The sequence below is a fragment of the uncultured Peptoniphilus sp. genome (assembly GCF_946998875.1).
Taxonomy (GTDB): Bacteria; Bacillota; Clostridia; order Tissierellales; family Peptoniphilaceae; genus Peptoniphilus_A.
The window spans coordinates 1-24,994 of sequence record NZ_CAMQAY010000017.1 but is presented as its reverse complement, the minus strand read 5'-3'; the positions used below and the strand labels follow the sequence as shown (position 1 = coordinate 24,994).

The following is a 24,994-nucleotide window of genomic DNA, read 5'->3' as shown; positions in this document are numbered from 1 at the left end:
CTCTTCTTAATTTCTTGTAATCATCTTTATAGGGCTCAAGTCTTTCATAAATCCTTGAAAGAGAATCTGTCATGGCACAGTTAAGTGCAATATTTAAATCAGAGCCAGTCTTTGATGAGCCAAGCATCCTAAATTCAAATTTATTTCCCGTAAAGGCAACAGCTGCCGTTCTATTTCTGTCGCTAGAATCCTTCGGCACACTTAAAAGGTTGTAGCCTCTAAAGGTATTATCGTCTTCCTTTTTATATTCTACTTCTTCTTTTATATCTCTAAAGAGTTCCTCTAAGTCACTTCCCAAAAATAGGGAAACTATAGCTGGTGGCGCTTCGTCTGCTCCAAGTCTAAAGTCATTTGAAGTTGAAGAGGCGCTAACTCTTAAGAGGCTTTGATACTTGTCTGTAGCTTCAATTAGAGATGCCACAAATAATAAAAATATGTCGTTTTTGTAGGGGTCGTCTCCTGGATCAAAAACATTTAGTCCATAATTTGTGACTATGGAATAATTGTTGTGCTTGCCAGAACCATTTACTGTTGCAAAGGGCTTTTCGTGGAAGAGGCAGACCAAATCATTTTCTAGGGCAGTTTCCTTTAGGATGTTCATGAGAAGTTGGTTGTCGTCAATTGCCACATTTACATTTTCAAATAAAATTGCCATTTCAAATTGATTTGGGGCAACTTCATTGTGCTCAGCTTCAGAATAAATTCCAAGTTGGTAAAGTTTTTCGTCAACATCCTTATAAAATTTTTCAACTCTTGCAGGAATTTGACCAAAATAGTGGTCAGACAACTCTTGTCCCTTTGGAGAGGGAGCTCCAACTATAGTTCTTCCAATGTTTTTAAGGTCGCTTCTCTTCTTATAAATTTCCTTGTCAACTAAGAAAAATTCTTGTTCAAGACCAACCTTTACCCTCATCCTGTAGGCATATTCATCCTTCTTAAATAGATTTACAATTTTTACGCCCTCAGCACTTAAAATTTTTGTAGAATCAATGAGGGGTCCTCTCTTGTCAAGCTTTTCACCCTTGTAAGACATAAAAATAGTGGGGATATAAAGTACATTTCCAATGATAAAAGAATTTGCTGTAAGGTCCCAGTAAGTGTAGCCTCTAGCTTCAAAAGTAGACCTCATGCCACCACTTGGAAAAGATGAGGCATCTGGCTCGCCCTTTACAAGTTCCTTGCCAGAAAATCTATTTATTGGTTCACCATCAGAAGTCCTTGAAATAAAGGCTTCGTGTTTTTTTGCAGTGTGACCGCTTAGTGGCAAGAACCAGTGAGCAAAGTGAGTGGCACCATTACTTAGGGCCCAATCCTTCATGGCATGGGCAATGGCATCGGCAGTCTCTCTGTCCAAGTCCTTTTCATTTCTTAGGGCATCCTTCCACTTTAAATAAATTGGATAAGGAAGTGCTTCCTTCATCTTTTTCTTATTAAAACTTTTTATTCCGAATTCCTCGATCATAAGTTTCCCCCCATAAAGTTTTTGAAAAATAAAAAAATGGCAATTAATTAAAATTGCCATTATGAAAAACCTGTGGTTTCTTTTTATTTTATTTCAAATTCTATTTCTTGTCAATAAAATATAATCACTCTGAATCCTTTGAAAGCAATACATGGACATCAAACCACTGACCGTGAATGGAAATTTTTACATCGCCGCCAAGAATTTCTGAAAGATTTTTTACAATGTTAAGACCAAGTCCTGAACCTTCAGAGTGTCTGGACCTGTCTGCCTTTAAAAGTTCTTCAAAGAGTTCATCACTATTCATATTTAATTTTTCATTCATAATATTTTTTACATAAAATTCAACAGATGTCTGCCTTTCAATTACACCTGCAAGGACCTTTGTGCCAGCTCTTGAGTGTTTAGCCGCATTGGAAAGAAGATTTTCCACGATTCTCACAAAGAGATTTACATCTGTGTAAATTAAAATTTCATCACTAGTTGAGTTGTAGAGAAAATCCAAGTCCTTTTGCTTAAAAAGAGAATCGTAGTCGCCATAAATTTGTAAAATCATTTCATTTAATTCAACTAAGGACCTCTCTACGGAAATGTCTCTGGTGCTAGTCTTTGATGCAAAAACTAGGTCCACTATTAAGTCCCTTAGCCTTGTGGAATTTCTCTTTAAAATACCTATAAATTTTTTTGCCTCATCGTCAAATTCATCTTTCTTTGACAAGAGGTCGGCGTAATTAATTATTGAAGTTAGTGGAGTCTTTAGGTCGTGGGAAATATTTGTAATTAGCTCAACCTTTAATTTTTCTGACCTAAAGTTTTCTTCCAGTCTCTTTCTGTCACGCTTCTTAAAGTCTTCCATAAGCACTGTGATTTTTTCCAGGTACTCATTTTCAAAGGGCTCTGGAATGGCAAAGTCGTAGCCATAAAGTATGGACTCAACTAGCTCAATGGATAGGGTGTTTTGTGCAAACTGAACTTCAACAATAAAGACTGCACGAAGTATCATAAAGAGAAGGACATTTAAAAGGACTATGCCCTTAGTAAGTAGGCTGTAAAATAAGATGTATAAAATAAATAGGGTCACATTTAAAGTTCCAAAGAGCCTGAAATTTTTAAAGTGTCTGTACTTAAATAGGTTGTAGGTAAAAACTGTGTCCAATAATTTTTTCCTTTTGATTTTTAAAAGCACAAGTAGAAGAGTAACTATCCAAGCAAGGATAAAGTGTTTGTTAATGTTAAAGAGCTCAAAAATAATTACGCAGGAGGCAAAAATATTTTCCACAAACATTTTATCTGAAAGATTTATAAAAATTTCTTTAAAATAATCTTTTATATCAGAAAGCATTATTTTGCCTCAATTTTATATCCCATCCCATAAACAGATTTTATTAAATCAGGTTTTCTTGGATTGATTTCCACCTTGTCGCGAAGATGAGAAATGTGCACAGAAATAATTTTTCTCACATCAATTGCCTCGTCTTCCCAAACTCTTTCATAAATTTCATTGGAAGAAAAAACTCTGCCAGGATTTTTTAAGAGAAGATACAAAATTTTGTATTCATAGGGAGTAAGGCTTACCACTTCTCCCTCAACTCTAACTTCCTTTGACTCATCAGAAATGCTCACTCTCCCAATTTTTATGTCGCCCTTTTTAATTTCTGATGCCCCAAGGGAAAAATACCTCCTTATAAGAGAGTTTACCCTTGCAGTTAATTCCACTGCATTAAAGGGTTTTGTTATGTAATCATCTGCCCCCACATTTAAGCCCACAATTTTATCTGTAACTTCACTCTTTGCAGAAAGCACAATGATTGGAATATTTGTAACTTCGCGCATTTTCATAATTAGAGTTATGCCATCCATAACAGGCATCATAATGTCTATGATTGCAAGATGTATTTCCTTATTTTTTAATATTTCAAGAGCAGATGCACCGTCTTCTGCAGTAAAAACGCTGTAGCCTTCTGCCTTTAAATAAATTTCTATTGCGTCTAAGATATCTCTCTCGTCGTCGCAAACCAATATATTGTAATCCATAATCATCATCCTTTACTCTATTTTATCATGTAACGAATTGTTATAACATAAAATTTAATATATAATACACAAGAGGTGTTCAATGAAATTTTTAAATAATTTTATAGATAAATCAAAGGACAAAAAAGCCTTTACTTTTTTTGACAAATTAATATATAGAATATTAAATCACGACACTCTCTCCTATGGAGGAAGTCTAACATATTTTTTAGTTCTATCAATTTTTCCCTTTTTAATTTCATTAATAAATGCAATTAATTTTTCAGGAATTTTAGAGCCAGAATATATTTTTTCACTTTTAGATGTGCTTCCAAGTGAAATCCAAAGCATTGTCACAGATTTTTTGAGAGAGCTTCAAAGTTCATCTTCAGGATCTTTTTTCACAATTTCCTTTGTGGCAGGTCTTTTCACTGCATCGACTGCAGTTTTTAAACTAATAAAAATTATAAATTCATCCTATGGCTTTGATGAAAAGAGAGGCTTTATAAAGCTAAGGCTCATTGCCCTCTTCTTCACTCTTTCACTTATCACCATGTTTTTTATGCTAATACTAACGCAAATCTTTGGTCAAATAATTTATGTAACGGTCATAAAACACTTGGACATAGACAATGAATTTCTTGAAATGATATGGCGTATAGCAAAAAATATAATCCCTCTTATTTATATGCTAGTTACCTTTATATTACTCTATAAATTTTCTCCTTCAAGAAGTAGAGAAAACATGGTAACTTTTAGAGGAGTCCTTCCTGGTGCAATTTTTTCCACTTTTGGCGTCATAATAGTTTCCCTAGTCTTTGGATTTTATGTATCAAACTTTGGCAAATATTCCATCACCTATGGCTCTCTTGGAGGTATTATAGTTTTTTTAATTTGGCTTTATTTACTTTCAACAATAATTTTAATTGGTGCAGAGATAAATGCAACTCTCTACTCTATGAAAAACTTTAAGTCTTTAAATATTTGGCCAAGACATGATTCCATTTTTAAAAATTTTGATAACTAAGCAATTTCTGTGGCTGCAATAAGTGCAGTCACTTTTTTTATGCCTGCAGCCTTGGCAACTTTTACAAGTTCAGAAATAGTTGTGCCCGTAGTTATTACATCGTCTACAATTATTATTTCCTCTGGAGTCTTTTTTACAGCAAAGGCATTTTTTAAATTTTCTTGACGCTGGTCTTTTTTTAACCCTACTTGAAATTTTGTGTCCTTAACTTTCTCAAAGACTTCTTGGCACCTTAAATCAAGTTTCTTTCCTATGGTCTCTGATAAAATTTTTGATTGATTGTAACCTCTTTCCCTCTCTCGGCGAGGGTGCATGGGGACAAAAGTCAAAACTGCTTCAGATAAATTTCTCTCCAAAAGTTTTTCTATCATAATTTCAGAAATAATTTCTCCATAGGAGAGCTTGCCCTTGAACTTAAAGTCTATTATTAGCCTTCTCATTATGCCAGCATAAGTTGAAGAGACCATTAAATCGTCAAGACCCTCTATGTCATAGTAAAAGGTGGGATTTTTATTGACAAGCTCATAGCAAGCAGGGCAAAGTCCATAATTTTTTACAATTTTTCCGCAAACAGGACAATTATTTTCCATTAACTTCATTTTGCTTCCTCAATTTTTCTGCCAAGTTAGAATATCTCTTTACAGTTTTATTATTTTCAATCATCTTAACAAGGTACTCACTTTGGCCAAGAAGAACCACTGCCTTTGATGCACGAGTTATGGCTGTGTAAATTAAATTTCTCGTAAGTAGCATTGGCGCCGCCCGGTAAAGGGGAATTACAACTACAGGAAATTCACTGCCCTGAGACTTGTGGATAGTCATGGCATAGGCAAGTGCCAGCTCGTCTAAGTTATCAGTTGAATATTCCACGCTTCTTACATCGTCAAAGACCACTGTCAGCTTTTTATTTTCCTTGTCAATTTTTGAAATGTAACCCAAGTCCCCATTGAAGACTCCCTTTTGTCTGTCTTCATAAAATTCATTTTCAACCTTTGATTCAAGCTCATAATTATTTTTTGTCTGAAGAACTCTGTCGCCAAGCTTAAATTTTTTGCCTAGGACTTCAAGACACTCCTCATTTTTATTTAAGTGTTCTTGGAGAATTTTATTGAGATTAAGAGTGCCGTGATTTCCCTTTTTAGTTGGCGTCAAAACCTGGACTTCACTTTCACTTACATTAAAATAATTTGGAAGTCTAGTCTTTACTAAATCCTTAATAATTTCAAGGCCCTTAACCTCTCCTCTTTCAGCAATCATAAAGAAGTCGCCAACATTTAAAATTGGCATCTCGCCCTTATTGATTAAGTGAGCATTTTTTACAATCATGGACTCCTCAGACTGCCTGAAAATTTCTTCCAAGTTCACAGATTCTATTACACCTGACTTTAAAATATCAGAAAGGACATTTCCAGCTCCAACAGATGGCAATTGGTCCTTGTCGCCAACTAAAATAAGTCTAGTTGGACTTTCAATGGACTTTAAAAGTGTTTCCATGAGAAGGATGTCTACCATGGACACTTCATCTAAGATCAAAACATCGCATTCAAGCTCTTCAATATTTGAAAAGCCCATGTCTCCTGCAAAACCAATTTCAAGGAGTTTGTGAATGGTAAAGGCATCACGACCAGTTTGCTCTTTCATCCTCTTGGCAGCCCTGCCTGTAGGAGCAGCAAGCTTTATGACTTTATTCATGGACTCAAAGATGTCGATTAAGACCTTTAGGGTGGTAGTCTTTCCCGTACCAGGTCCACCAGTTATGACAAAAGCTCCCCTATTTATTGCCTCTTTCACAGCCCTTCTCTGAGTCTTTGAAAGCTCAACCTTCCTAAACTTTTCTGTATCAGAAATTTTTTTGTCTATGTCAATTTCTTCCTTAAAGGAAATATTTAAATCATTTAATTTTCCTGCCACATAATTTTCTGCAGCCAGGTATCTTGCAATATAGCAGTTGTAGTTTTCGCCATCTCTTTCCACAAAAAAGTTTTTCTCAAGACTTAGGGTCCTTGCAAGGTCATCTCTATCTTCAAAATTTAAGCCCAGAATTTTTTCCGATGCCCTAACTAATTTTTCTAGGGGAAGATAGGTGTGCCCATCTCTATTGGCAAGCATGAGGGCGTACTTTAAGCCTGCAATTTTTCTAAAGTCAGAATCCCTTTCTATGCCAAGGCTCTCTGCAATCTCATCAGCCTTCTTAAAACCAAGGCCTTTAACACTGCCAATTAAATCGTAGGGATTTCTCCTTACAATCTCTATGGAGTCGTCGCCATATTCCTTGTAAATTTTTAAAATCACAGAGGCTGGCAGGTTGTATTTGGAAAAATATAAGAAAATTTTTCTCATGGCATATTGTTTGTCCAGAGCTTCCTTAATGTCCCTATACTTTTTCTTGCCAATGCCTTCCACAGACAAAAGCTTCTCTGGATTTTTTTCTATTACATCAAGAGTTTCAGCCTTAAATTTATTTACAATTCGCTCTGCCATTTTTTCGCCAACATGAGGTATATTTGCACTTGAAAGGTAGGAGATAATGGCAGCTTCTCCCTCGGGCATGACTTCTTCCATGTCAACAAAGGCAAACTGCTCGCCGTATTTATTGTGATATGTAAAATCTCCTGTGAATTTATATTTTAAATTTGTCTTAAAAATTGTAGCAGAACCCACTATGACAAGGTCGCCATCAGTGGAAGTTATCCTTGCAACAGTGTATCCATTTTCTTCATTTCTAAAAATAATTCTCTCCACAATTCCTTCAAGAGTAATCAATTACAACACCTCGCCTTTATTGTATCAATAAATTAGAATTAAATACAGAAAATAATTTAGGCTAAGATTTTCTAGGATTCTCAAAAATTTTATAAACTTCTTAAAAATTTTTTCCATTAAAAAGAGGTCCTCCTGGACCCCTTCTCAATAAAAATCTTCATCAGATTTTTTCTTTTGTTCTTCATAAATATCTCGGTAATTTTCTTCGTAGTCTTTTACTTTTTCATGAGGCTCCTTAAACCTTTCGCCGTAGCTTTCATCTATCCTATTGCCATAGGGCTCAGATGGGATGATAATTGCAAGAGCAATGTAAACCCAAATGCTAAGTCCACCAGGCACGATTAATAAAAAAGTAATTAATCTAACAATTGTAGAGTCAATGCCAAAATATTCAGCTATGCCACCACAAACGCCTGCGAAAATTCTATCCTTTCGCGACCTATAAAGTTTCTTCATTTCACACTTCCTTTGACTTAAAATAAAATCTATTTACAAAAACTTTACCCAATATGAAAGTTTTTATTCAAAGGACAAAAGTAGCTCGCCACTTTCCACCATGTCGCCTTCTCTTACAAGTTTTTAGTTAAGTGTAAAACATACTTTTTATCTAACTATTTTTCAAAGAAAATTGATGATGGGTCAGGGGCAATGATTTTCCATAGATAAAGTGGAAAGAAGCCTCGATTTCTAAAAATTATCTGCCAGCTACAAATCATCAATTTATAAAAAACTCCAGATAATATAAGAGACCCCTCTCGGAGTCTCTTGAAAAAATATTATTTATCTTACATCGCTACCTAGGATTCTTGTCCACTTTTCATAAACTCTTCCGTACTTGTCGCTGGCTTTTCCCCTACGAGTAAGTTCGTGTGAGTTAGTAGCTTCTACCATTTCATCATAGTACCACTTGCTAGAATCAAAATCCTTGAACTTAGCTAGCTTATCTTCAAGACCAGCGTAAGCTTCCTTATCAGCAATCCTGTTAAACATTCTGTTTAAGAAGGCAGCTGATTCAGCTCTTGTAAGATTTGCATCAGGTCTAAAGCTTCCATCTTCATAACCTTCAATCCTATTGTTGCCGTAAATCTTGTTGATTTCTTTTTCGTATCTATGACCCTTGATGTCCTCAAACTTTGATACAGAAGAATTTTCCTTATCAATAGCAGCTAACATCTTGGCAAATTCTGCCCTAGTGATCTTGTCATTTGGTCTCATCATTCCATTATCAGCGTCAAGCATATTAGCCTTAACAGCTGCGTTAATGTATCTGAAGTACCAAGCATTCTTTTGCATGTCCTTAAAGGCTGGCATAGAATTGTCGCTTAGGTCAAGACCAGCAAGTCTTGTAACCATAGCAGCAGCCTCTGCCCTTGTTATGTTTCCTTCAGCCCTAAGAGTATTATCTTCATAACCTGCAATGTAAGCCTTGTGAGTTTCTAGACTTACAGGAACTTCTTCAAGCTTTTCAACCTTTTCAGTCTTAGGAACTTCAGCGTAAACTTCTATTGTAGGAACAACTTCCCTGTGAATTCTAAATTCAGGAATGTAGAATTCATCCTCACCAGGTTCATTTGGATTAGGTACTGGTGTTATTCCTGGTTCTTCTATAGGTTTCCATTGAGCCACTAAAGTTATATTACCTTTAACTGTTATTTCAGCACCTGGTGCGTATTCAGTTTCTCCAATTTTCCAACCTTTAAATTCTTTACCTTCTGGAGCTGTGAATGTTGAAGCTGGTAGTTTGTATTTACTGCCTTTTGTTACGGCTTCTTTTGTCATTTCACCACTGCCTTCGCCATGGTTAAATTCTATATCTACCTTTTCACCTTTCCAAATAGCTTTTATTACTGTGTCTCCATTAACTGTTATTTCAGTTCCTGGTGCTATTTCTTTGCCATCTACTTCCCAAGCTTTAAATTCTTTGGTGTCGTCTGGGGCTTTGAAAGCATTAGGTAATACAGTGTATTTTGATCCTTTGTCTTTGGTTTCTTTTGCCATTTCACCACTGCCGCCGTTGGCATCGTAGGTGATACTTACTTGACTCTTTTTCCAAAGAGCTTTTATTACTGTGTTATCTTTAACTTTGATTGATGTTCCTGGTGCTACTCTTTGACCATCTACTTCCCAAGTATCAAATTCTTGAGTGTCATCTGGGGCTTTGAAAGCATTTGGTAGTACTGTGTAGTCTGATCCTTTATCTTTGGTTTCTTTTGCCATTTCACCACTGCCGCCGTTGGCATCGTAGGTGATACTTACTTGAATTTTTGTTGCTGCGGCTGTGAAGACTTTATTATCAGCAGTAGCTTTGAAGTCTTTTCCATCCTTACTGTCTTTCCATGCTACGTCAACATAGGTATCGTCTTTTACTGTTGCTCCTACATCTTCAAAGCATGTTTTTTCAGTTTTTGAGACTTTTTCTTTAGATAAATCAGTCCCCGGTTTAACTTTATAGGTTTTAGCAGTAACAGGAGTTTCCTTATTACCTGTTTTTTCACCTGCTTTTACACCTTCGCCTAGTTTTAACTCAACATCTATGGCATCTTTAGGTAGGTTTTCCTTATCAGATGGGCTAACAAGGTCGCTAACGTATAGCATTTGTTTTTCTACTATGATTTCAGAATCATCGCTAAATTTTACTTTAACCTTGCCTGTAAAGTCACCGGACTTATCTGTGCTTCTTTTAGTTTCAGTTTCATCTGTAAAAGTTGCACCTTCAAGAAGTTTATTAACTTCATCTTTTTTTGCATCGTCTTTGGCTTTTACGCCTTCCTTCCAATCAACTGTATCCTTTACCCATTTTTTGAGAGCAACTGGGTCGAGACCGCCAAGGGCTTCGACTTTGTCAGCTATTGTTTCTTCTACAGTTAATTTTCCTGGATCTGATGTAAGTGGTGTTGTATCGTCATCTGCTATTCCACCCTTATCTGTTACTGTAGCTGTTACTGTTGTATCGCCTTTTACCTTGTCTTTAGGAAGCGTTACAACGCCATTGGCATCAACGGAACCTTCACCGGCAATAGACCAAGTTCCATCATCAGCTTTTGTAGCTGTAGTTGTTTGATCTTTACCGTCTTTATCTTTATAAGAAACAGTAATGATATGAGCATCTGTATCTTTTTCATTTGGAGTGATTGTGATGTTTTTCTTATCTTCACTCAACGCAAGCGTTGGTGCGTCTGGTTTGATATTTTTTAAAAGGTCTTTGGCTTGGATTGTTATTTTTGGTTGAGCTCCTTCTGTTAGCTTGACTGAGCCATCTTCATTTTTTTCCGGAACAAATATCCCGCCATTGTCCCAGTCCCAAGTACCTGCTACATTATTACCGCTAAATATCTTAACATTTCCGCTGTCATCAATTTGTATAACTGCCGGTACTCCATCCCAGTCTCCAGTTCCGTTCGGTAATTTAGATGTGCCATCCGGTGCTTTGTATGCTTCTTTAATAGCATTAACGATAGCTGTTTTATCATCTTTAGTTAATTTTCTAGGGTCTTTAACTTCTGTTTTTCCTACTACTACCGGTTTTACAGGAGTTTGAGAACAAGATTTGAATTTATGGGGTTCTTTTACTGTAACACCAACTTTTTGATCAAGTTTTAAGTCAGGGTTTGGAATTGTATATGTGAATTCTCCTGTTTTACCATCTACAGTTGCATCTACCGGGTCAGATGTGTCTTTGTCAGTTAAACACTTCCCTTTATCACAATAGGTATCTTTGACCGCATCGCTAAGGCTAAGGACTATTTGAACCTTTATACCATCAAAAGGTCCCTCTCCTGATAGTTGTCCCTTAATTACATTGTCTACAATTGTAATACTGCCAAGAGTAGCTCCTCTAGAATATTCTGTAACTTGTTTTATCTTCAAATTCGGCGCTTCAATTTTGCCTGATGTCGAACCATCGGTGTAAGTTACTTCATAATAAGCATGTTCAGCAGTATCAATAGAAAACTTAACTGATTTAATATCACCGGATATTGCAGTATTTGCATTGTTAAACATTTGAACAGCTTCTGCTTGTTCGTCATCATTAACTTGGTTGGATGAAGTTTGTTCTATCCAAATTTCGCCTGTCGGCATTTTTAGCTTGTCTTTATTTTGTATAGCAAGTGAGTCCATCGCATTTGCAGTTGTCGACGGTGAGTTTTGTCCATCAAATTCTTGATAAGCTGTAACTGTATCTCCTTCTGCAATTGTAACTCCACCAGTTAACTTTACTGTCCAGGTTGTTCCACTTTTCGGTGTAACGGAAACAGTGGCTTTTTCATTCCCACTACTATCCTTTAATGTTACATGGACTGTTCCTCTTGCATTCTTGCCATTAATTTTACCTCTGTGTAAATTTCCTCCAGAGATAGTATTTGTTCCAATAAATGCTTTTGTAATTGTAGGTACTTCTATACCAGCCGCGTAAACTACGCTATAGCCCCCTAGGTTTATATCCAGGTCTGCCAGACTTGCTACACTTGGTAGTAGCATGGAGAAGGCCAAGGTATAAATGCACAAGGGCTTTATTATTTTTTTTCTTGATTTCAAACTTCATTTTTACTTCCTTTCTCTTTGAGGTTTAACTCATCCAAAGCTGTCTTAACTTATGTCTTCTTATTAGTTTCATTGTATATAATAGAACAAGATTTTTCAAGTTTTTAATGGACCTTTAGCCTCTATTTTAGACAGTATGATAGGATTTTTATCAAAAGTATTATTATCCAATAAATTAATGTATTTCTCCTCACACGTTTAGACCCATCTTGCCATTAGAGATGTTTCTATTTTTTATATTTCACACTTCCTTTGACTTAAAATAAAAACTATTCACAAAAACTTTACCCAAGATGAAAGTTTTTATTCAAAGGACAAAAGTAGCTCGCCACTTTCCACCATGTCGCCTTCTCTTACAAAGATATCCTTAACTTTTCCGTCAATGTTTGCCACAATATTTGTCTCCATCTTCATGGCCTCAGCTATAAATAATTTGTCGCCTTTTTTGACTTCATCGCCTTCACTTACAAGGACTTTTACAATCTTTCCTGGAATAGAAGAGCCAACTTCCCTTTCATTTTTTGGATCTGCATAAATTTTTTCCTCACTAGAAATTTCTCCGCTCTTAACAGTTTCGTCCTTGATGTTAATAGTTCTTCTTGATCCATTTATTTCGAAAGTTAGATTCCTTGTGCCATTTTCCAAAAGTTTCCCAACCTCAATTAGGCTTACGATTAAAGTTTTTCCCTCTTCAATGGAAATTTCTGTGGATTCACCTTCCATTAGTCCGTGAAAAAATACATCAGAGCCAATTCTTGTAACTTCTCCATTTTCTTTTATATAGTCGATGTAGTCATCAAAAACCTTTGGATAAAGGGCAGAGGAAATTAAGTCCTCTTCACTTGGCTTTATGCCCTTTTCTTCCAAATGTTTTTTTATTGCATCAAAGTCTTCATCAGGAAGAAGTTCACCAGGTCTAACTGTAATAGGCTTTTCTCCCTTTAAAATCATATCTTGCAAATCCTTTGGGAAGCCTCCGTAAGGTTGACCCATCATGCCTCTAAAGTAAGTCATAACAGAATCTGGATAGTCAAGATTTTTGCCCTTATCTAAAATATTTTCTGGAGTAAGTTCATTTTGCACCATGAAAATTGCAAAGTCGCCAACCATTTTTGATGAAGGAGTAACCTTAACTATGTCGCCAACCATTTCGTTGACTTTCTTATACATTTCCTTTACTTCCTTAAACTTGTGTCCAAGTCCAAAGGATTCTACTTGTGGCTTTAAGTTTGAATATTGTCCACCAGGAATTTCATACTTATAAATTTCTGTAGTTCCAGATTTTAAATCAGATTCAAAGTTTGCATAGACAGGTCTTACTGCTGCCCAATATTTTGAAATGTCTTCAGCCTTATCGAGATCAATTTCTGTGTCCCTGTCAGTGTTTTTAAGGGCAGCCACAACAGAATTTAGGGCAGGTTGTGAAGTTAGTCCACTCATAGAGTTTACGGCTGTATCAACAATATCAACTCCAGCTTCTGTTGCCTGCAAAATTGTTGCAACGCCATTGCCTGTAGTGTCGTGAGTGTGAAGATGAATTGGAAGACCAATTTCTTCCTTCAAGTTTTTAATTAACTTTTTAGCTGCATAAGGCTTTAGTAGTCCAGACATATCCTTTATGCCAATGATGTGGGCTCCTGTCTTTTCAAGTTCCTTGGCAAAGTCCACATAATATTTTATAGAATACTTGTCTCTATATTCGTCTAGGATGTCGCCAGTGTAGCACATAGTTGCCTCTGCAATCTTGCCATTTTTAAGAACTTCGTCAATGGAAAGTTGCATGCCTGGTAGCCAGTTAAGGGAGTCAAAGACCCTAAACAAATCAATTCCATTTTTTGAAGACTCTTTGATGAACTTTACAACAACATTGTCGGGATAATTTTTGTAGCCAACAGTGTTGTTGCCGCGAATTAGCATTTGCAAAAGCATATTTGGCATTTTTTCACGCAAAATTTTTAGTCTTTCCCAGGGATCTTCGTGCAAAAATCTGTAGGCAACATCAAAAGTTGCGCCGCCCCACATTTCCACAGAGAACAACTTATCCATGTTGTAGTTTAAAGCTTCAGCAATCTTAACAAGGTCAATAGTCCTCATTCTTGTAGCCATAAGAGATTGGTGAGCGTCACGCATAGTTGTATCTGTCAAGAGAAGTTTTTTCTCTTCCAAAATATGTTTCTTTAAGCCTTCTGATCCAAGCTTGTCAAAAATTTGCTTGTAACCTTCAAAGTTTTTCCTTTCAAAGTCTGGCACTTGTGGCACATCAAAATTCTTTTCCAAAGACTTAGAGTCGTTGACAACTTTTTCGCCAATAATTTTCATTAGCCTTAACTCTTTGTCCTTAGATGATTTTATTTCAAATAACTCTGGATGTTCTTCTATAAAGCCAGTGTCGCAAGTTCCCTCTTGAAATTCTTTTGTATTTAAAACATTTAACAAAAATCCAATATTAGTTTTTACTCCGCCTACCTTAAGTTCAGAAAGAGACCTCTTTGCCTTTCTAATTGTGTCCTTCCAAGTCCTTGCTTCAGTGATGACCTTAACAAGAAGTGAGTCGTAATAAGGAGAGATGACAGCTCCAGTAAAGCCATTGCCACCGTCAAGCCTTACACCAAAGCCTGAAGATGACCTATATAAATTAATTTGACCAGTGTCAGGCATAAAATTATTTAGAGGATCTTCAGTTGTCACACGACATTGAATAGAAAAACCTCTGTGCTCAATGGAATCTTGACTCTTGATGCCAATTTCGTCGCTGTCAAGTTTGTAGCCCATAGCAATTAAAATTTGTGACTGCACAATGTCAATGTCCGTGCACATTTCTGTTACAGTGTGTTCCACTTGCACTCTAGGATTTACTTCTATAAAGAAGTGGTCGCCCTTGGAGTCAACTAAAAATTCTACAGTACCAGCATTAGAATAGCCAATGGACCTTGCAATCTTTAGGGCATCTTGGCAAATTTCCTCCCTGAGTTTCTTTGGAAGAGAAAAGGCCGGAGTATATTCAATTACCTTTTGATGACGCCTTTGAATTGAGCAGTCCCTTTCGTAAAGATGAACGATATTTCCATACTCGTCGCCTAAAATTTGCACTTCTATGTGTTTTGGCTTGTGAAGATATTTTTCAATGAACATTGAATCATCGCCAAAGGCTTTTTTTGCTTCGTTCTTTGCAGATTCAAACTTTTCTAAAAGTTCATCTTCACTCTGGGCAATTCTCATTCCCCTGCCTCCACCACCAGCAGCAGCCTTAATCATTACAGGATAGCCGCAAGATTTTGCAAATAAAAGAGCCTCTTCTTCATTTTTTATTGGCTTTTCTATGCCAGGAATAGTGGCAACACCAGCTTCTTTTGCCACAATCTTTGAAGTTATTTTGTCGCCAAGCTTTTCCATGACTTCAGACTTGGGACCAATAAAAGTTATTCCCTCTTCTTCACACTTTCTTGCAAATTCTGGATTTTCAGACAAAAATCCATAGCCTGGATGAATTGCATCTACGCCCTTTTTCTTTGCAAGGCTAATTATTTCGTCAATATCAAGATAGGCATCAAGAGGCGATTTGCCCACGCCAATTAGATAAGACTCGTCTGCCTTAGTCCTAAAAAGAGCAAGTCTATCTTCTTCAGAATAAATTGCAACTGAGCGAATCCCCAATTCTCTAGCTGCTCTAAATATTCTAATGGCAATTTCGCCACGATTTGCTACTAAAATTCTCTTAAACTTTTTCATGTTTTCCTCCCTTTTAGTTTTACATATTATACATCAAATATGAAGTAAAGTGTAGAAGTAAGAAAAAAATAGACCCAAAAATGGGTCTCTAAGATTAAGCTATATTATTATAAAAATTTTTTTATTTAACTTACTATAGCTTGCTTCACAAATTGGGTTAGGTCAAGGTCAGACATCTGCTAAAAATCAAAGTCCCCTCTCCTTCTTGTCTTTGGCATATAGTTGCCGCTGACCTATCAGGAATTTCTTCGCAAACTTTTTTAGGCAAGAGCAGACATTTGCTACGAATCGAAGTTCGCTTCGCTTCTTCTCTTTGGCAGATGGTTACCTCTGACCTACCAGGAATTTATTCGCAAACTTTTTTAGACAAAATAATAGAGCCCTGTTGCCAAGGCTCTTGTAAAAATAATATATAATTATCTTTTTGAGAATTGTGGAGATCTTCTTGCTTTTTTAAGACCGTATTTCTTTCTTTCCTTCATTCTCGGATCTCTTGTTAAGAAACCTGCTTTTTTAAGAACTGATCTGTATTCAGGATCAACTTCAAGAAGTGCTCTTGCTACGCCGTGTCTAACAGCTCCAGCTTGTCCTGAGTATCCGCCACCAACAACTTTTACGATTACATCAAAAGATGCTTCTGTATCAGTAAGTTCTAGTGGTTCCTTTGCAACTGTTCTTAGAGTTTCATAATCAAAGTATTCTTCGATATCTTTTCCATTAACTGTAAATTTTCCATTGCCAGGTAGAAGTCTAACTTGAGCGATGGATTTTTTTCTTCTTCCAGTACCTCTGTATTGTATTGTATCCATTCTTACCTCCAATTAAAATTCATAAACTTCAGGTGCTTGTGCAGCATGTGGATGTTCTGCTCCTGCATAAACCTTTAGTTTCTTAATCATTTGTCTGCCTAGTCTTGATTTTGGAAGCATACCCTTAACAGCTAATTCAATAACTTTTTCAGGTCTCTTTGCCATCATTTCAGCATAGACAACTTCTCTTCTTCCGCCTGGATATCCAGTGTGATATGCGTGAATTTTTTGGTTTAGTTTATCGCCTGTCAATACAACTTTGTCAGCGTTAATAACAATGACAAAATCTCCACAGTCCACATGTGGTGTAAAGATAGGTTTTCTCTTTCCTCTTAATACGCTTGCAATTTCAGATGCTAATCTACCAAGGACTTTGCCTTCAGCATCTATTACATACCATTTTCTTTCAACTTCATTTGCTTTAGCCATATAGCTTTTCAATGAATTTTCCTCCTAAATAGTTTAAAAATTATTCCGGGGCTTTTTAAACATGACCTACATTTTAGACTAAATTGCCTTTCTTGTCAATATTTATGGGAAATTTTTTTATTTTATTTTCACTTTTTTTAAGTGTTTTATATGCTTTCTCTTTCTTTTTCTATATTTACATTTTCAAGTGGAGTAGGATAAATTGATTCCTTCTTGAATTTTTCTATTTGCTTCTTAACTCTATTTACAGATGCAATAGTTCCTACACCTGCTATACAGCCACCAGGGCAAGCCATACCTTCAAGTAGGTATCCGTCAAGCTTACCTGCCTTTGCAATTTTTAACATCTTCATACATTCAGAAAGTGTATGAGCACCTTGAATGTGGATGTCCTTGTCTGGCTCCATTTTTTCTGCCACAACTTTTACAGATTCAGCAACGCCACCTGCAATCGGGTAACCTCTACCAAGAGCTGAGCCGTCTTCTACATCTTCTTCTACTTTTATTTCTGATGGTTCAATGTCCTTAGCTACAAACATGCCCATTAATTCTTCAAAGGTTATTACAAAATCAACATCAGATTTTACCTTTGTGTCAATGGCTTCTAGTTTTTTTGAAGTACAAGGTCCAATAAATACAACTACTGCATCTGGGTCCTTTTCCTTTATGTGATTTGCAGTGTATCTCATTGGAGAGCCTGAGTCAGAAACTTGACCGAAAAATTCTGGGAACTCATTTCTAATCATAAGAGTCCAAGAGAAGCAACAGCTTGTGCCCATGAAAGGTATGTCACTAGGAACTCTATCAAGATATTCCTTAGCTTCGTGAAGAGTTGTTAAGTCTGCTCCAAGGGCTACTTCAATTACATCTACAAAGCCAAGTTGTTTTATCGCTTCTATAATTTGTTTTGCATTTGTACTGGCACCAAATTGTCCTATGTAGGAAGGTGCAATGGCTCCATAAACTTTTTTGCCAGATTTTATCGCCTTTATTAGTTGGAAAATTTGTGTCTTATCTGATATTGCTCCAAAAGGACATTCTGCAATACATCTTCCACAGGCAACGCATTTGTCGTGGTCAATATCTGCTCTTCCATATTCATCTGATCCAATGGCATTAACACCACAAGCAGCTGCACATGGTCTTTCGTATTTTACAATTGCTGAATATGGACAGGCATCGTGACATCTGCCACATCTTACGCACTTGTCCTTGTCAATTATTGTCCTGTCTTTACCCATGGAAATGGCATTTACTGGGCATACATTTATACATGGATGGGCAAGGCACTTTCTGCAATTGTCAGTTGTATAATAAGCCTTAGTTGGACAAGCTTCGCAACCAAATTTTATTACATTTATTAGCGGTTTTTCATAAGCGTTGGTGTCTATGTCTACCCTGTCAAAACCGTCAGTTACATTTTTAAATACGCCAATCTCTCTAACATCTAGCCCCATGGCTAGTCTAAGTCTTTCGTCGACAACTGCCCTTTCTCTAAAGATATCACTTCTATATCTCGCCACTTCGCCAGGCACAATCTTGTAGCTGGACTCCTCAAGGGCAGAAATATCTAAATCATTATAGGCAATTCTTGCTACTTCGGCAAAAACTTTTCTTCTTATGTCGACAAGTGTTCCATAAGTTTCTTTCATCTTTTCCCCTTATATCCTCAATTTATCAATAATTTTCGCGCTTACTTCTTGAGCCGTAGCCTTTAGCATAATTTCATCGTCTACAATAACAACTGGTGATGCTTCGTTGTTGTGAATTTTGCAATAATTTAAACAGTGTGCAAATTCAATTTCCAAATTTTCTGCAGAACAAAGTTCGGACTCTGGTCCGCACAAATGATCTTGTAAGTACTCTACTGCGTCGTAAATAGCATTAGCTCCCATAAGAGTGCATCTCGCACCCATGCAAATAGTAACTTTCATATGTCCTCCTCTTCACTCTATACTGATAGTTTAACATTTAAAAATTACTTCTTCAATCATCATTATAGTTTTTTTATAATATTATTATTAATAATGTTAAAATATAGGTGAGGTGTTATATGGAACTTTCAAAGATGCTAAAAAACTTAAAATTATTTAACAATTTAAATGACTTAGAGCTTGAAGAAGTGAAAAACTTTTTATCTGACATAAAAGTTTATAAAAACAAGACCACAATCTTTAATGTTGGCGACGACATAAATAATTTTGGAATTTTATTAAGGGGGCAAGTAGAGCTTGAAGTTGACGATGACTTTGGCAACAAAACTATTCTCTCAAAATTAACTGCGCCAGCACTTTTTGCTGAATCCGTCTTAATTTGTGGATTGAGGGAAATTCCCCTATCTGTAGTTACAAGTGGGGAGGCAGAAATAATTTTCTTCGACTACAATTCTTTTCTTGGTGAAAATTTAAAGTCAAAGGAAAAAGTTAAGGACAACCTTATAAAAATCCTTGCTGGCAAAAATTTATTTATGCGAGACAAATTAAACCTTCTCACCCTTCCCACAGCTCGCGCAAAAATTTTGTACTACTTGTCTAAGGAAGCAAGAAAAAAAGGCTCAAAATATTTTACCCTTGACTTCAACATTACAGAGTTGGCACAATTTTTAAATTTAAATAGATCTTCCCTTTCTCGCGAACTTTCAAAACTAAAAAAAGAAGGTCTCATTGATTACCACAACAAGACCTTCCGCATCCTATAATTATCTTCTATTTTGATGAGCTATTCTTGCAGATGCAGCTGCGGCAATTGCTGCCACCAAGTCATCTGCAAAAGTAGTTACCCTCTCAACTTTTTTCTTTTCATCAAGTTCTTTGATTATGCCAATTTTTTTCTTGTCAAGATAGCCAAAATTAGTAAGACCAATTGTCCCATACATATTGACTATGCCAAGAGTTAAAATCTCGTCAATGCCATAGAGACCTTCGTCATCATGGATAATGGATTGAATTGGCTCAGGAAGTTTGCCTTCATTTGCCAAGTCGTCAAGGGCAAGGCCTGTTAAGATTGCGTGAATTGACTCCCTCTTTTTTATTACGCTTTCAACACTTTCTAGGCATCTTTCTAAATCAAGGTCTTTAATGTAGTCGCCTTGAAGCTCCTGAACAAGCTTTGCAATTTCAATTAACTCAACGCCAAAATCCTGTAATCTTTTAACAGTATGCTCATAAAGCTCCTGGCTATCGTATTTATAAAGTATATCTTTCACAAATCCTCCTATTTTCTTCTAGTTCTAGTTTTCGCTCTATTTCTCTTTATGATTTTTGCTCTAGAAATTTTTATGCTAATGCCATAAATAAATCCAGGGATTAGTGTGGCAACTAAAAGACTTAGACCGTTATAATTTATACCCAGAACCTTTAAAGCATATACCTCTGGCATCAAAAAGAATTCCAGTGGAAATTTCCAGTAAGAGCCACCAACTGAGCGAGTAAAAATTTCTTTTCCCAAACCCAAAAATCCGAGGGCAAATAAAATTAAGCCAATGAGAAAAATTAAATTGCCAGCAAAGAAATCAAGGCTCCTTGCATTTCTCTTTGAGAGCATTTTTCCAAAGTTATAATAGAGAACTACTATAACTGCAACTAAAATAACTTTAAAAAATATATTTCCATAAACCAAATTTCTCATGTTGGTACTTAAATTTATGAGAGCTGAAATGGCAAAGGTTATAAAAACTATTAAGATGTGAAAAATTAATCCTCTAGTATTATTTCTCATTTGCACTCCTATTTATCCAAGAAATTTTGGGCTTTTCCTGATAATTTTAAGTTCATGTCCTTATCCACCCAAATAATTGCAGAATCAGTTTTCTCTGCAAGAGCATTTATCTCATCGTCTGTGGAATTAAAGGCAGCAGTTGATAAAAAGTCACATAGGCCTGAGTCCTCTTTAATAATTGTAACAGACTTTAAGTTTTCAGAAGGCTTTAAGGTATCTGGGTCGATTATGTGGCAGTATCTAACGCCGTCAAGATCGAAGTACCTTTGGTAATCGCCACTTGTAACTATAGATGTGTTAGCAACATTTACTGCAGCAAGGATTGGATCCTGGCTTTCAAGGTCGGGATTTTGAATTCCAATTTTGAAATTGTCGCGACCGTCTACTGGCTTTCCAATTATTCTCACATTGCCACCAGCAGAAATTACTGAGGACTTAACTCCTCTTTCTTCAAGCTCTCTTGCAACAAGTTCTGTTGCAAAGCCCTTGGCAGTTGCTCCCAAGTCAAGTACCATTCCCCTATCTATTTCAACAGATTTTTTCTCTTCATCTAATTTTACATTTTCAATATTTGTAAAAGGACGAAGCTTTTCTAATTCTTCATCACTTGGTAGAGCTTCTCCCATTATTTTAATGACTTCCTCTTTAGTCTTTCCTGCTTCGTAAAGTTCCCTATATTCATTCCAAAGTTTAGTAACAGGTCCAAGGGCAACATTTGTCTTATGAGAAATGTTTTTATTGTAGTCAATAGAATCCTTTATTAGCTCGAATAAAGTGTCATTTACCACAACAGGCTTTACGCCCGCTTCGTCATTAATTGACTTGACATTTACATAGCCATCATAGTTTTTGTAGTTATCAAAGAGTTTGTGAAGTTCTTCAAACCTCTCCTTAGCATAAGTCAAATTTTCACTGGCAAAATTTTCATCATCAGAATAAATTGCAATGTGAACCACTGTGTCAAAAGTGTCGTAAAATTCGATTTCGCTTTTTTCTCCATCTCTTGTAATTTCTTTTGCACTCAGCTTTTCCTCTGCCTTAATGGCATTTTTATTTTCATTGACCTTAGGATTTTTATTTACATTTTCATCGCCGCAAGCAGAAAGGATTAAAAGTCCTCCCAAAGTTAGGGCAAGTATTATTTTTTTCATATTATCACCTTTTATATGATACCATTTAAAGCTAGGCTTTTTCAATAAATAATAAGTTTAAGGCTATTTCCTTTAAAAATTTTTAAATAAAAATCGACAGGATTTTCCTGCCGACCTTATTCTTTTATTCTATAAAATTTTTACCTTTTATCAAATAAAAATTATTTGCCATAAACTGGTCTAAGTGAATCCTTGTACTTTTCCTTCTTGCCATGAGTCAAGTCATGGAAAAGTTCCTTTAACTTCATTGTAAGCTCCCCTGGCCTTCCATCAGCAACTTTTATGTCGTCAACTTCAACTACTGGAGCAACTTCCATGGCTGTTCCTGAGAAGAAAACTTCATCTGCATTATAAAGCTCAGTCCTTGCAATTGATTTTTCTAGGCATTCAATGCCAAGTTCTTCTCTGGCAAGCTGCATTACAATATCTCTTGTGATGCCTTCAAGGATGTCGTCAGATGCTGGCGGAGTGATTAATTTTCCCTTTTTGTAAATAAAAATATTTTCGCCAGGTCCTTCACATACATAGCCATTTCTATTTAATAGGACTGCTTCATCGTAGCCTGCTCTTTTTGCTTCTAGTGATGCAAGGGCAGAGTTTAGGTAACCTGCTGTTGCCTTAGTTCTTGGTGGAAGCATATTGTCTGCAATTCTCACCCATGATGAAACCTTAACTCTAAATTCTTCTTGCTTCATATACTTGCCCATGGGCTGCAAATAAATTGCCACAACATCTTCATCGTGACCTTCTATGCTAACGCCAACAGTTTTATTATCCTTGTAGGCAAGTGGTCTTATATAAGTAGTCTCTTTGTAGCCATTTTTTCTCAAAAGTTCAATAGTAAAGTCTGCGAGTTCTTCTGCAGTGTAGTCAACCTTTAAGTTCACTACCTTTGCTGATTGCAAAAATCTCTTGTAGTGTTCTATGAGTTTGAAGGCGTAAAGTTCTTCATCTTCCTCACTCCAATAGGCACGAATGCCTTCGAAAACTCCTAAGCCATAATTTACTACTCTTGACCTAATGCTAACTGACACCTTTTCTTCTTCAACTATTTCGCCATTGTAAAAAACATAAGATTTATCCATAATCCACCCTCTAAAATTTTTCTTATAATTTTCCTCTTCAACAATTTATTGTCCTAAATTTTATCACTTTTTCTTAGAAAATCTAAGTTTTTTAAGACTAAAGGCATGTCCTTTCTTTTTTAGCTTGCATAAGATTTTTAATTTAATCTATTTGTGTCGCCTTTAAATCTTATAACTTACCATATAAAATTTATCAAATGAAAAATTAAAATTCCAACAAAAAAGAGGCTACAATCTTGTAACCTCTTTAAATAAAATTTATTTAAAATTAAATTTCAGCTTTAATTCTTTGTTCTCTTTCAATTGCTTCAGTTAATTTTGGAACAACTGCATTAATATCTCCAACAACACCAAGGTCAGCTATTTCAAAAATTGCTGCTTCAGGGTCTTTATTAACAGCTATGATAAGGTCTGAATCTTCCATACCTGCAACGTGTTGGATTGCTCCAGAGATACCCATTGCGAAGTAAAGTTCTGGTCTAACTGTCTTACCAGTTTGTCCTACTTGGTGATCCTTAGTTATCCAACCTGAATCTACTGACGCTCTTGATGCAGAAATTTCTGCTTCTAGTTTGTCAGCAAGTTCTTGAAGAGGTTTAAATCCTTCTGGTCCACCAATTCCACGTCCACCAGATACTAAAATCTTAGCTTCTGTGATGTCTTTCTTATGAGATTCTTGTTTAGCAATATCTACGATTTTAACGTTCATGTCAGCGTCAGTGAAGTCAACTTTAATTTCTTCAACTTCGCCCTTTCTTGAATCGTCAGAATCAAGTGCTTGCATAACTCCAGGTCTAACTGTTGCCATTTGTGGTCTGAAATCTTCACAAAGGATAGTAGCCATTAAGTTACCACCAAAAGCAGGTCTTGTCATCATAAGGTTTTTAGATTCTTCATCTATTTCTAGTTTTGTACAGTCAGCAGTAAGTCCTGTGTGAATTCTTGCTGCAAGTCTTGGAGCAAGGTCACGACCTATTGATGATGCACCATAAATTACGATTTCTGGATCTTTTTCTTTAATAATTTGAGTGATTGCTTTAGCATATGGTTCAGTAACATATTCTTTAAGCATTTCATCTTCAACTACAAGAACTTTGTCAGCTCCGTGTCTAATAAGAGTTTGTGCATGATCCTTAACTTTTTCGCCAAGTAACATTGCTACAACATCTTGTCCAAGAGCGTCAGCAAGTTCTCTTGCCTTTCCCAAAAGTTCTATTCCAACTTTTTCAAGTTTATTGTCTCTTTGTTCTACAAATACAAATACATCTTTACTCATTTTAAACCCCCAATTAGATAATATACTTTTCTTGAAGTTTAGCAACGATAGCTTGAGCTGCTTCGTCAGCAGTAAGATCAGTTAAAAGAACGCCCTTGCCCTTACCTTGTTTAGGGAAAGATTTTTTAACCTTTGTAGGTGATCCTTTAAGTCCTATGTTTGCCATATCAAGTTTGTCTTTAATATCTTCAAGACCCCAAACTTTGATTTCTTTTTGGTAAGCGTCAAAAACTTTACCAATTGTCATATATCTAGGTTCTGCTAATTCTGCAATTGCAGTAATTAAGCATGGGAATTTAGCATTAATTGTGTGGTATCTGTCTTCGAATTGTCTCTTAACAGTTACACCCTTCATATCTTTGTCTAGTTCAAGTTCTTCAACATAAGAAACTTGTGGAACTCCAATGTGTTCAGCAATTTGTGGTCCAACTTGTGCTGTATCACCATCAATTGCTTGTCTACCACATACAATTAGATCAAAATCTAAGTGTTCAAGAGCTGCAGTAATTGTACATGATGTAGCCCAAGTGTCAGCACCACCAAAAGCCCTATCAGATACTAAGATTCCTTCATCTGCTCCCATTGCAAGAGCTTCTCTAAGAGCAGCTTCAGCTTGTGGAGGTCCCATTGATAAAACTGTTACATGGATATCTGGATTTTCATCTTTAAGTCTAAGTGCTACTTCAAGACCTGATTTATCATCAGGGTTTATAATACTTGGCACACCATCTCTAATAAGAGTGTTAGTAACAGGGTCAAGTCTAACTTCATTAGTATCAGGTACTTGTTTAATACATACTACTATATTCATCTATAATACTCCTTCCGATTATTTAACGCCCATCCAGCCAGATACAACCATCTTCATTACTTCAGATGTACCTTCGTAAATTTCAGTGATCTTAGCGTCTCTCATCATTCTTTCAATTGGATAGTCACGAGTGTATCCGTATCCACCGAATAATTGTAGACATCTTCTAGTAATATCACT

The 24,994-nt window shown here is 36.1% G+C and carries 21 protein-coding genes; 2 read left to right on the top strand and 19 right to left on the bottom strand.

Features of this window, described 5'->3' with window-relative positions; all coding sequences use genetic code 11:
- The 3 genes from Q0U74_RS05785 to Q0U74_RS05775 all read right to left on the bottom strand — a co-directional run.
- Positions 1 to 1,462: glutamine synthetase III (locus tag Q0U74_RS05785; RefSeq protein WP_297393216.1), on the bottom strand; the 1,462-nt coding region annotated here is incomplete at its 3' end.
- A 124-nt stretch (positions 1,463 to 1,586) separates the two neighbouring features.
- Positions 1,587 to 2,804, bottom strand: coding sequence for a HAMP domain-containing sensor histidine kinase (locus Q0U74_RS05780; protein WP_297393214.1), 1,218 nt, complete (start codon positions 2,802 to 2,804; stop codon positions 1,587 to 1,589).
- Complete coding sequence (locus Q0U74_RS05775; protein WP_297393211.1) at positions 2,804 to 3,496, bottom strand: response regulator transcription factor; 693 nt, start codon at positions 3,494 to 3,496, stop codon at positions 2,804 to 2,806. The genes Q0U74_RS05780 and Q0U74_RS05775 overlap by 1 nt, the downstream gene beginning before the upstream one ends.
- Before the next feature lie 82 nt (positions 3,497 to 3,578).
- On the opposite strand from Q0U74_RS05775, the gene Q0U74_RS05770 reads away from it, so the two are divergent.
- Positions 3,579 to 4,502, top strand: coding sequence for a YihY/virulence factor BrkB family protein (locus Q0U74_RS05770; protein WP_297393209.1), 924 nt, complete (start codon positions 3,579 to 3,581; stop codon positions 4,500 to 4,502).
- Here Q0U74_RS05770 and Q0U74_RS05765 read toward each other — a convergent pair.
- The 9 genes from Q0U74_RS05765 to Q0U74_RS05725 form a co-directional block, all read right to left on the bottom strand.
- Positions 4,499 to 5,101 (bottom strand): ComF family protein, encoded by a 603-nt coding sequence (locus Q0U74_RS05765; protein WP_297393207.1) that lies wholly within the window; start codon positions 5,099 to 5,101, stop codon positions 4,499 to 4,501. The genes Q0U74_RS05770 and Q0U74_RS05765 overlap by 4 nt on opposite strands.
- The gene (locus Q0U74_RS05760) at positions 5,082 to 7,265 is read right to left on the bottom strand and encodes an ATP-dependent RecD-like DNA helicase (protein WP_297393205.1); all 2,184 of its coding nucleotides are present in this window, start codon (positions 7,263 to 7,265) and stop codon (positions 5,082 to 5,084) included. The genes Q0U74_RS05765 and Q0U74_RS05760 overlap by 20 nt, the downstream gene beginning before the upstream one ends.
- A gap of 144 nt (positions 7,266 to 7,409) precedes the next feature.
- Positions 7,410 to 7,721 (bottom strand): PspC domain-containing protein, encoded by a 312-nt coding sequence (locus tag Q0U74_RS05755; RefSeq protein WP_297393202.1) that lies wholly within the window; start codon positions 7,719 to 7,721, stop codon positions 7,410 to 7,412.
- Positions 7,722 to 8,045: 324 nt separating this feature from the next.
- A complete protein-coding gene (locus Q0U74_RS05750; RefSeq protein ID WP_297393200.1) occupies positions 8,046 to 11,801 on the bottom strand; it encodes an S-layer homology domain-containing protein in 3,756 nt (1,251 codons plus the stop codon).
- Positions 11,802 to 12,110: 309 nt separating this feature from the next.
- Positions 12,111 to 15,536: a pyruvate carboxylase gene (locus Q0U74_RS05745; protein ID WP_297393198.1), complete on the bottom strand. Its 3,426-nt coding sequence runs from the start codon at positions 15,534 to 15,536 to the stop codon at positions 12,111 to 12,113.
- A 416-nt stretch (positions 15,537 to 15,952) separates the two neighbouring features.
- Positions 15,953 to 16,345: a 30S ribosomal protein S9 gene (rpsI, locus tag Q0U74_RS05740; protein ID WP_019108418.1), complete on the bottom strand. Its 393-nt coding sequence runs from the start codon at positions 16,343 to 16,345 to the stop codon at positions 15,953 to 15,955.
- A 12-nt stretch (positions 16,346 to 16,357) separates the two neighbouring features.
- Positions 16,358 to 16,786, bottom strand: coding sequence for a 50S ribosomal protein L13 (gene rplM / locus Q0U74_RS05735; RefSeq protein WP_297393192.1), 429 nt, complete (start codon positions 16,784 to 16,786; stop codon positions 16,358 to 16,360).
- A gap of 134 nt (positions 16,787 to 16,920) precedes the next feature.
- Positions 16,921 to 18,426 carry a 4Fe-4S dicluster domain-containing protein gene (locus Q0U74_RS05730; RefSeq protein WP_297393189.1) on the bottom strand — a complete coding sequence of 502 codons (1,506 nt, stop codon included), beginning with the start codon at positions 18,424 to 18,426 and terminating at the stop codon, positions 16,921 to 16,923.
- 9 nt (positions 18,427 to 18,435) lie between these two features.
- Positions 18,436 to 18,708 (bottom strand): NAD(P)H-dependent oxidoreductase subunit E, encoded by a 273-nt coding sequence (locus tag Q0U74_RS05725; protein ID WP_019108415.1) that lies wholly within the window; start codon positions 18,706 to 18,708, stop codon positions 18,436 to 18,438.
- Positions 18,709 to 18,827: 119 nt separating this feature from the next.
- Between Q0U74_RS05725 and Q0U74_RS05720 the strand changes: the two genes are divergently transcribed.
- Positions 18,828 to 19,472, top strand: coding sequence for a Crp/Fnr family transcriptional regulator (locus Q0U74_RS05720; RefSeq protein WP_297393186.1), 645 nt, complete (start codon positions 18,828 to 18,830; stop codon positions 19,470 to 19,472).
- Here Q0U74_RS05720 and Q0U74_RS05715 read toward each other — a convergent pair whose 3' ends face one another.
- The 7 genes from Q0U74_RS05715 to Q0U74_RS05685 form a co-directional block, all read right to left on the bottom strand.
- Positions 19,473 to 19,979: a phosphatidylglycerophosphatase A gene (locus tag Q0U74_RS05715; RefSeq protein WP_297393184.1), complete on the bottom strand. Its 507-nt coding sequence runs from the start codon at positions 19,977 to 19,979 to the stop codon at positions 19,473 to 19,475.
- Between the two features lie 8 nt (positions 19,980 to 19,987).
- Positions 19,988 to 20,491 (bottom strand): hypothetical protein, encoded by a 504-nt coding sequence (locus Q0U74_RS05710; protein ID WP_297393183.1) that lies wholly within the window; start codon positions 20,489 to 20,491, stop codon positions 19,988 to 19,990.
- Between the two features lie 8 nt (positions 20,492 to 20,499).
- On the bottom strand, positions 20,500 to 21,642 hold the full coding sequence (locus Q0U74_RS05705) for an FAD:protein FMN transferase (RefSeq protein ID WP_297393181.1): 1,143 nt from the start codon (positions 21,640 to 21,642) through the stop codon (positions 20,500 to 20,502).
- 161 nt (positions 21,643 to 21,803) lie between these two features.
- Positions 21,804 to 22,727, bottom strand: coding sequence for a branched-chain amino acid transaminase (locus Q0U74_RS05700; protein ID WP_297393179.1), 924 nt, complete (start codon positions 22,725 to 22,727; stop codon positions 21,804 to 21,806).
- 268 nt (positions 22,728 to 22,995) lie between these two features.
- Entirely contained in the window at positions 22,996 to 24,003 is a 1,008-nt protein-coding gene (locus Q0U74_RS05695) for an electron transfer flavoprotein subunit alpha/FixB family protein (protein WP_205052346.1), read from the bottom strand.
- A 13-nt stretch (positions 24,004 to 24,016) separates the two neighbouring features.
- Positions 24,017 to 24,814, bottom strand: a complete 798-nt coding sequence (locus tag Q0U74_RS05690; protein ID WP_297393175.1) for an electron transfer flavoprotein subunit beta/FixA family protein — start codon at positions 24,812 to 24,814, stop codon at positions 24,017 to 24,019.
- An 18-nt stretch (positions 24,815 to 24,832) separates the two neighbouring features.
- The coding region (locus Q0U74_RS05685) for an acyl-CoA dehydrogenase family protein (RefSeq protein WP_297393218.1) at positions 24,833 to 24,994 on the bottom strand (162 nt) is incomplete at its 5' end.

Coding starts and splice junctions, on each gene's coding strand:
- Q0U74_RS05745 (WP_297393198.1), bottom strand. CDS start 15,536: ATGAAAAAGTTTAAGAGAATTTTAGTAGCAAATCGTGGCGAAATTGCC.
- Q0U74_RS05690 (WP_297393175.1), bottom strand. CDS start 24,814: ATGAATATAGTAGTATGTATTAAACAAGTACCTGATACTAATGAAGTT.
- Q0U74_RS05780 (WP_297393214.1), bottom strand. CDS start 2,804: ATGCTTTCTGATATAAAAGATTATTTTAAAGAAATTTTTATAAATCTT.
- Q0U74_RS05730 (WP_297393189.1), bottom strand. CDS start 18,426: ATGAAAGAAACTTATGGAACACTTGTCGACATAAGAAGAAAAGTTTTT.
- Q0U74_RS05720 (WP_297393186.1), top strand. CDS start 18,828: ATGGAACTTTCAAAGATGCTAAAAAACTTAAAATTATTTAACAATTTA.
- Q0U74_RS05705 (WP_297393181.1), bottom strand. CDS start 21,642: ATGAAAAAAATAATACTTGCCCTAACTTTGGGAGGACTTTTAATCCTT.
- Q0U74_RS05755 (WP_297393202.1), bottom strand. CDS start 7,721: ATGAAGAAACTTTATAGGTCGCGAAAGGATAGAATTTTCGCAGGCGTT.
- Q0U74_RS05700 (WP_297393179.1), bottom strand. CDS start 22,727: ATGGATAAATCTTATGTTTTTTACAATGGCGAAATAGTTGAAGAAGAA.
- Q0U74_RS05725 (WP_019108415.1), bottom strand. CDS start 18,708: ATGAAAGTTACTATTTGCATGGGTGCGAGATGCACTCTTATGGGAGCT.
- Q0U74_RS05695 (WP_205052346.1), bottom strand. CDS start 24,003: ATGAGTAAAGATGTATTTGTATTTGTAGAACAAAGAGACAATAAACTT.
- Q0U74_RS05775 (WP_297393211.1), bottom strand. CDS start 3,496: ATGGATTACAATATATTGGTTTGCGACGACGAGAGAGATATCTTAGAC.
- Q0U74_RS05710 (WP_297393183.1), bottom strand. CDS start 20,491: ATGAGAAATAATACTAGAGGATTAATTTTTCACATCTTAATAGTTTTT.
- rpsI (WP_019108418.1), bottom strand. CDS start 16,345: ATGGATACAATACAATACAGAGGTACTGGAAGAAGAAAAAAATCCATC.
- Q0U74_RS05770 (WP_297393209.1), top strand. CDS start 3,579: ATGAAATTTTTAAATAATTTTATAGATAAATCAAAGGACAAAAAAGCC.
- Q0U74_RS05765 (WP_297393207.1), bottom strand. CDS start 5,101: ATGAAGTTAATGGAAAATAATTGTCCTGTTTGCGGAAAAATTGTAAAA.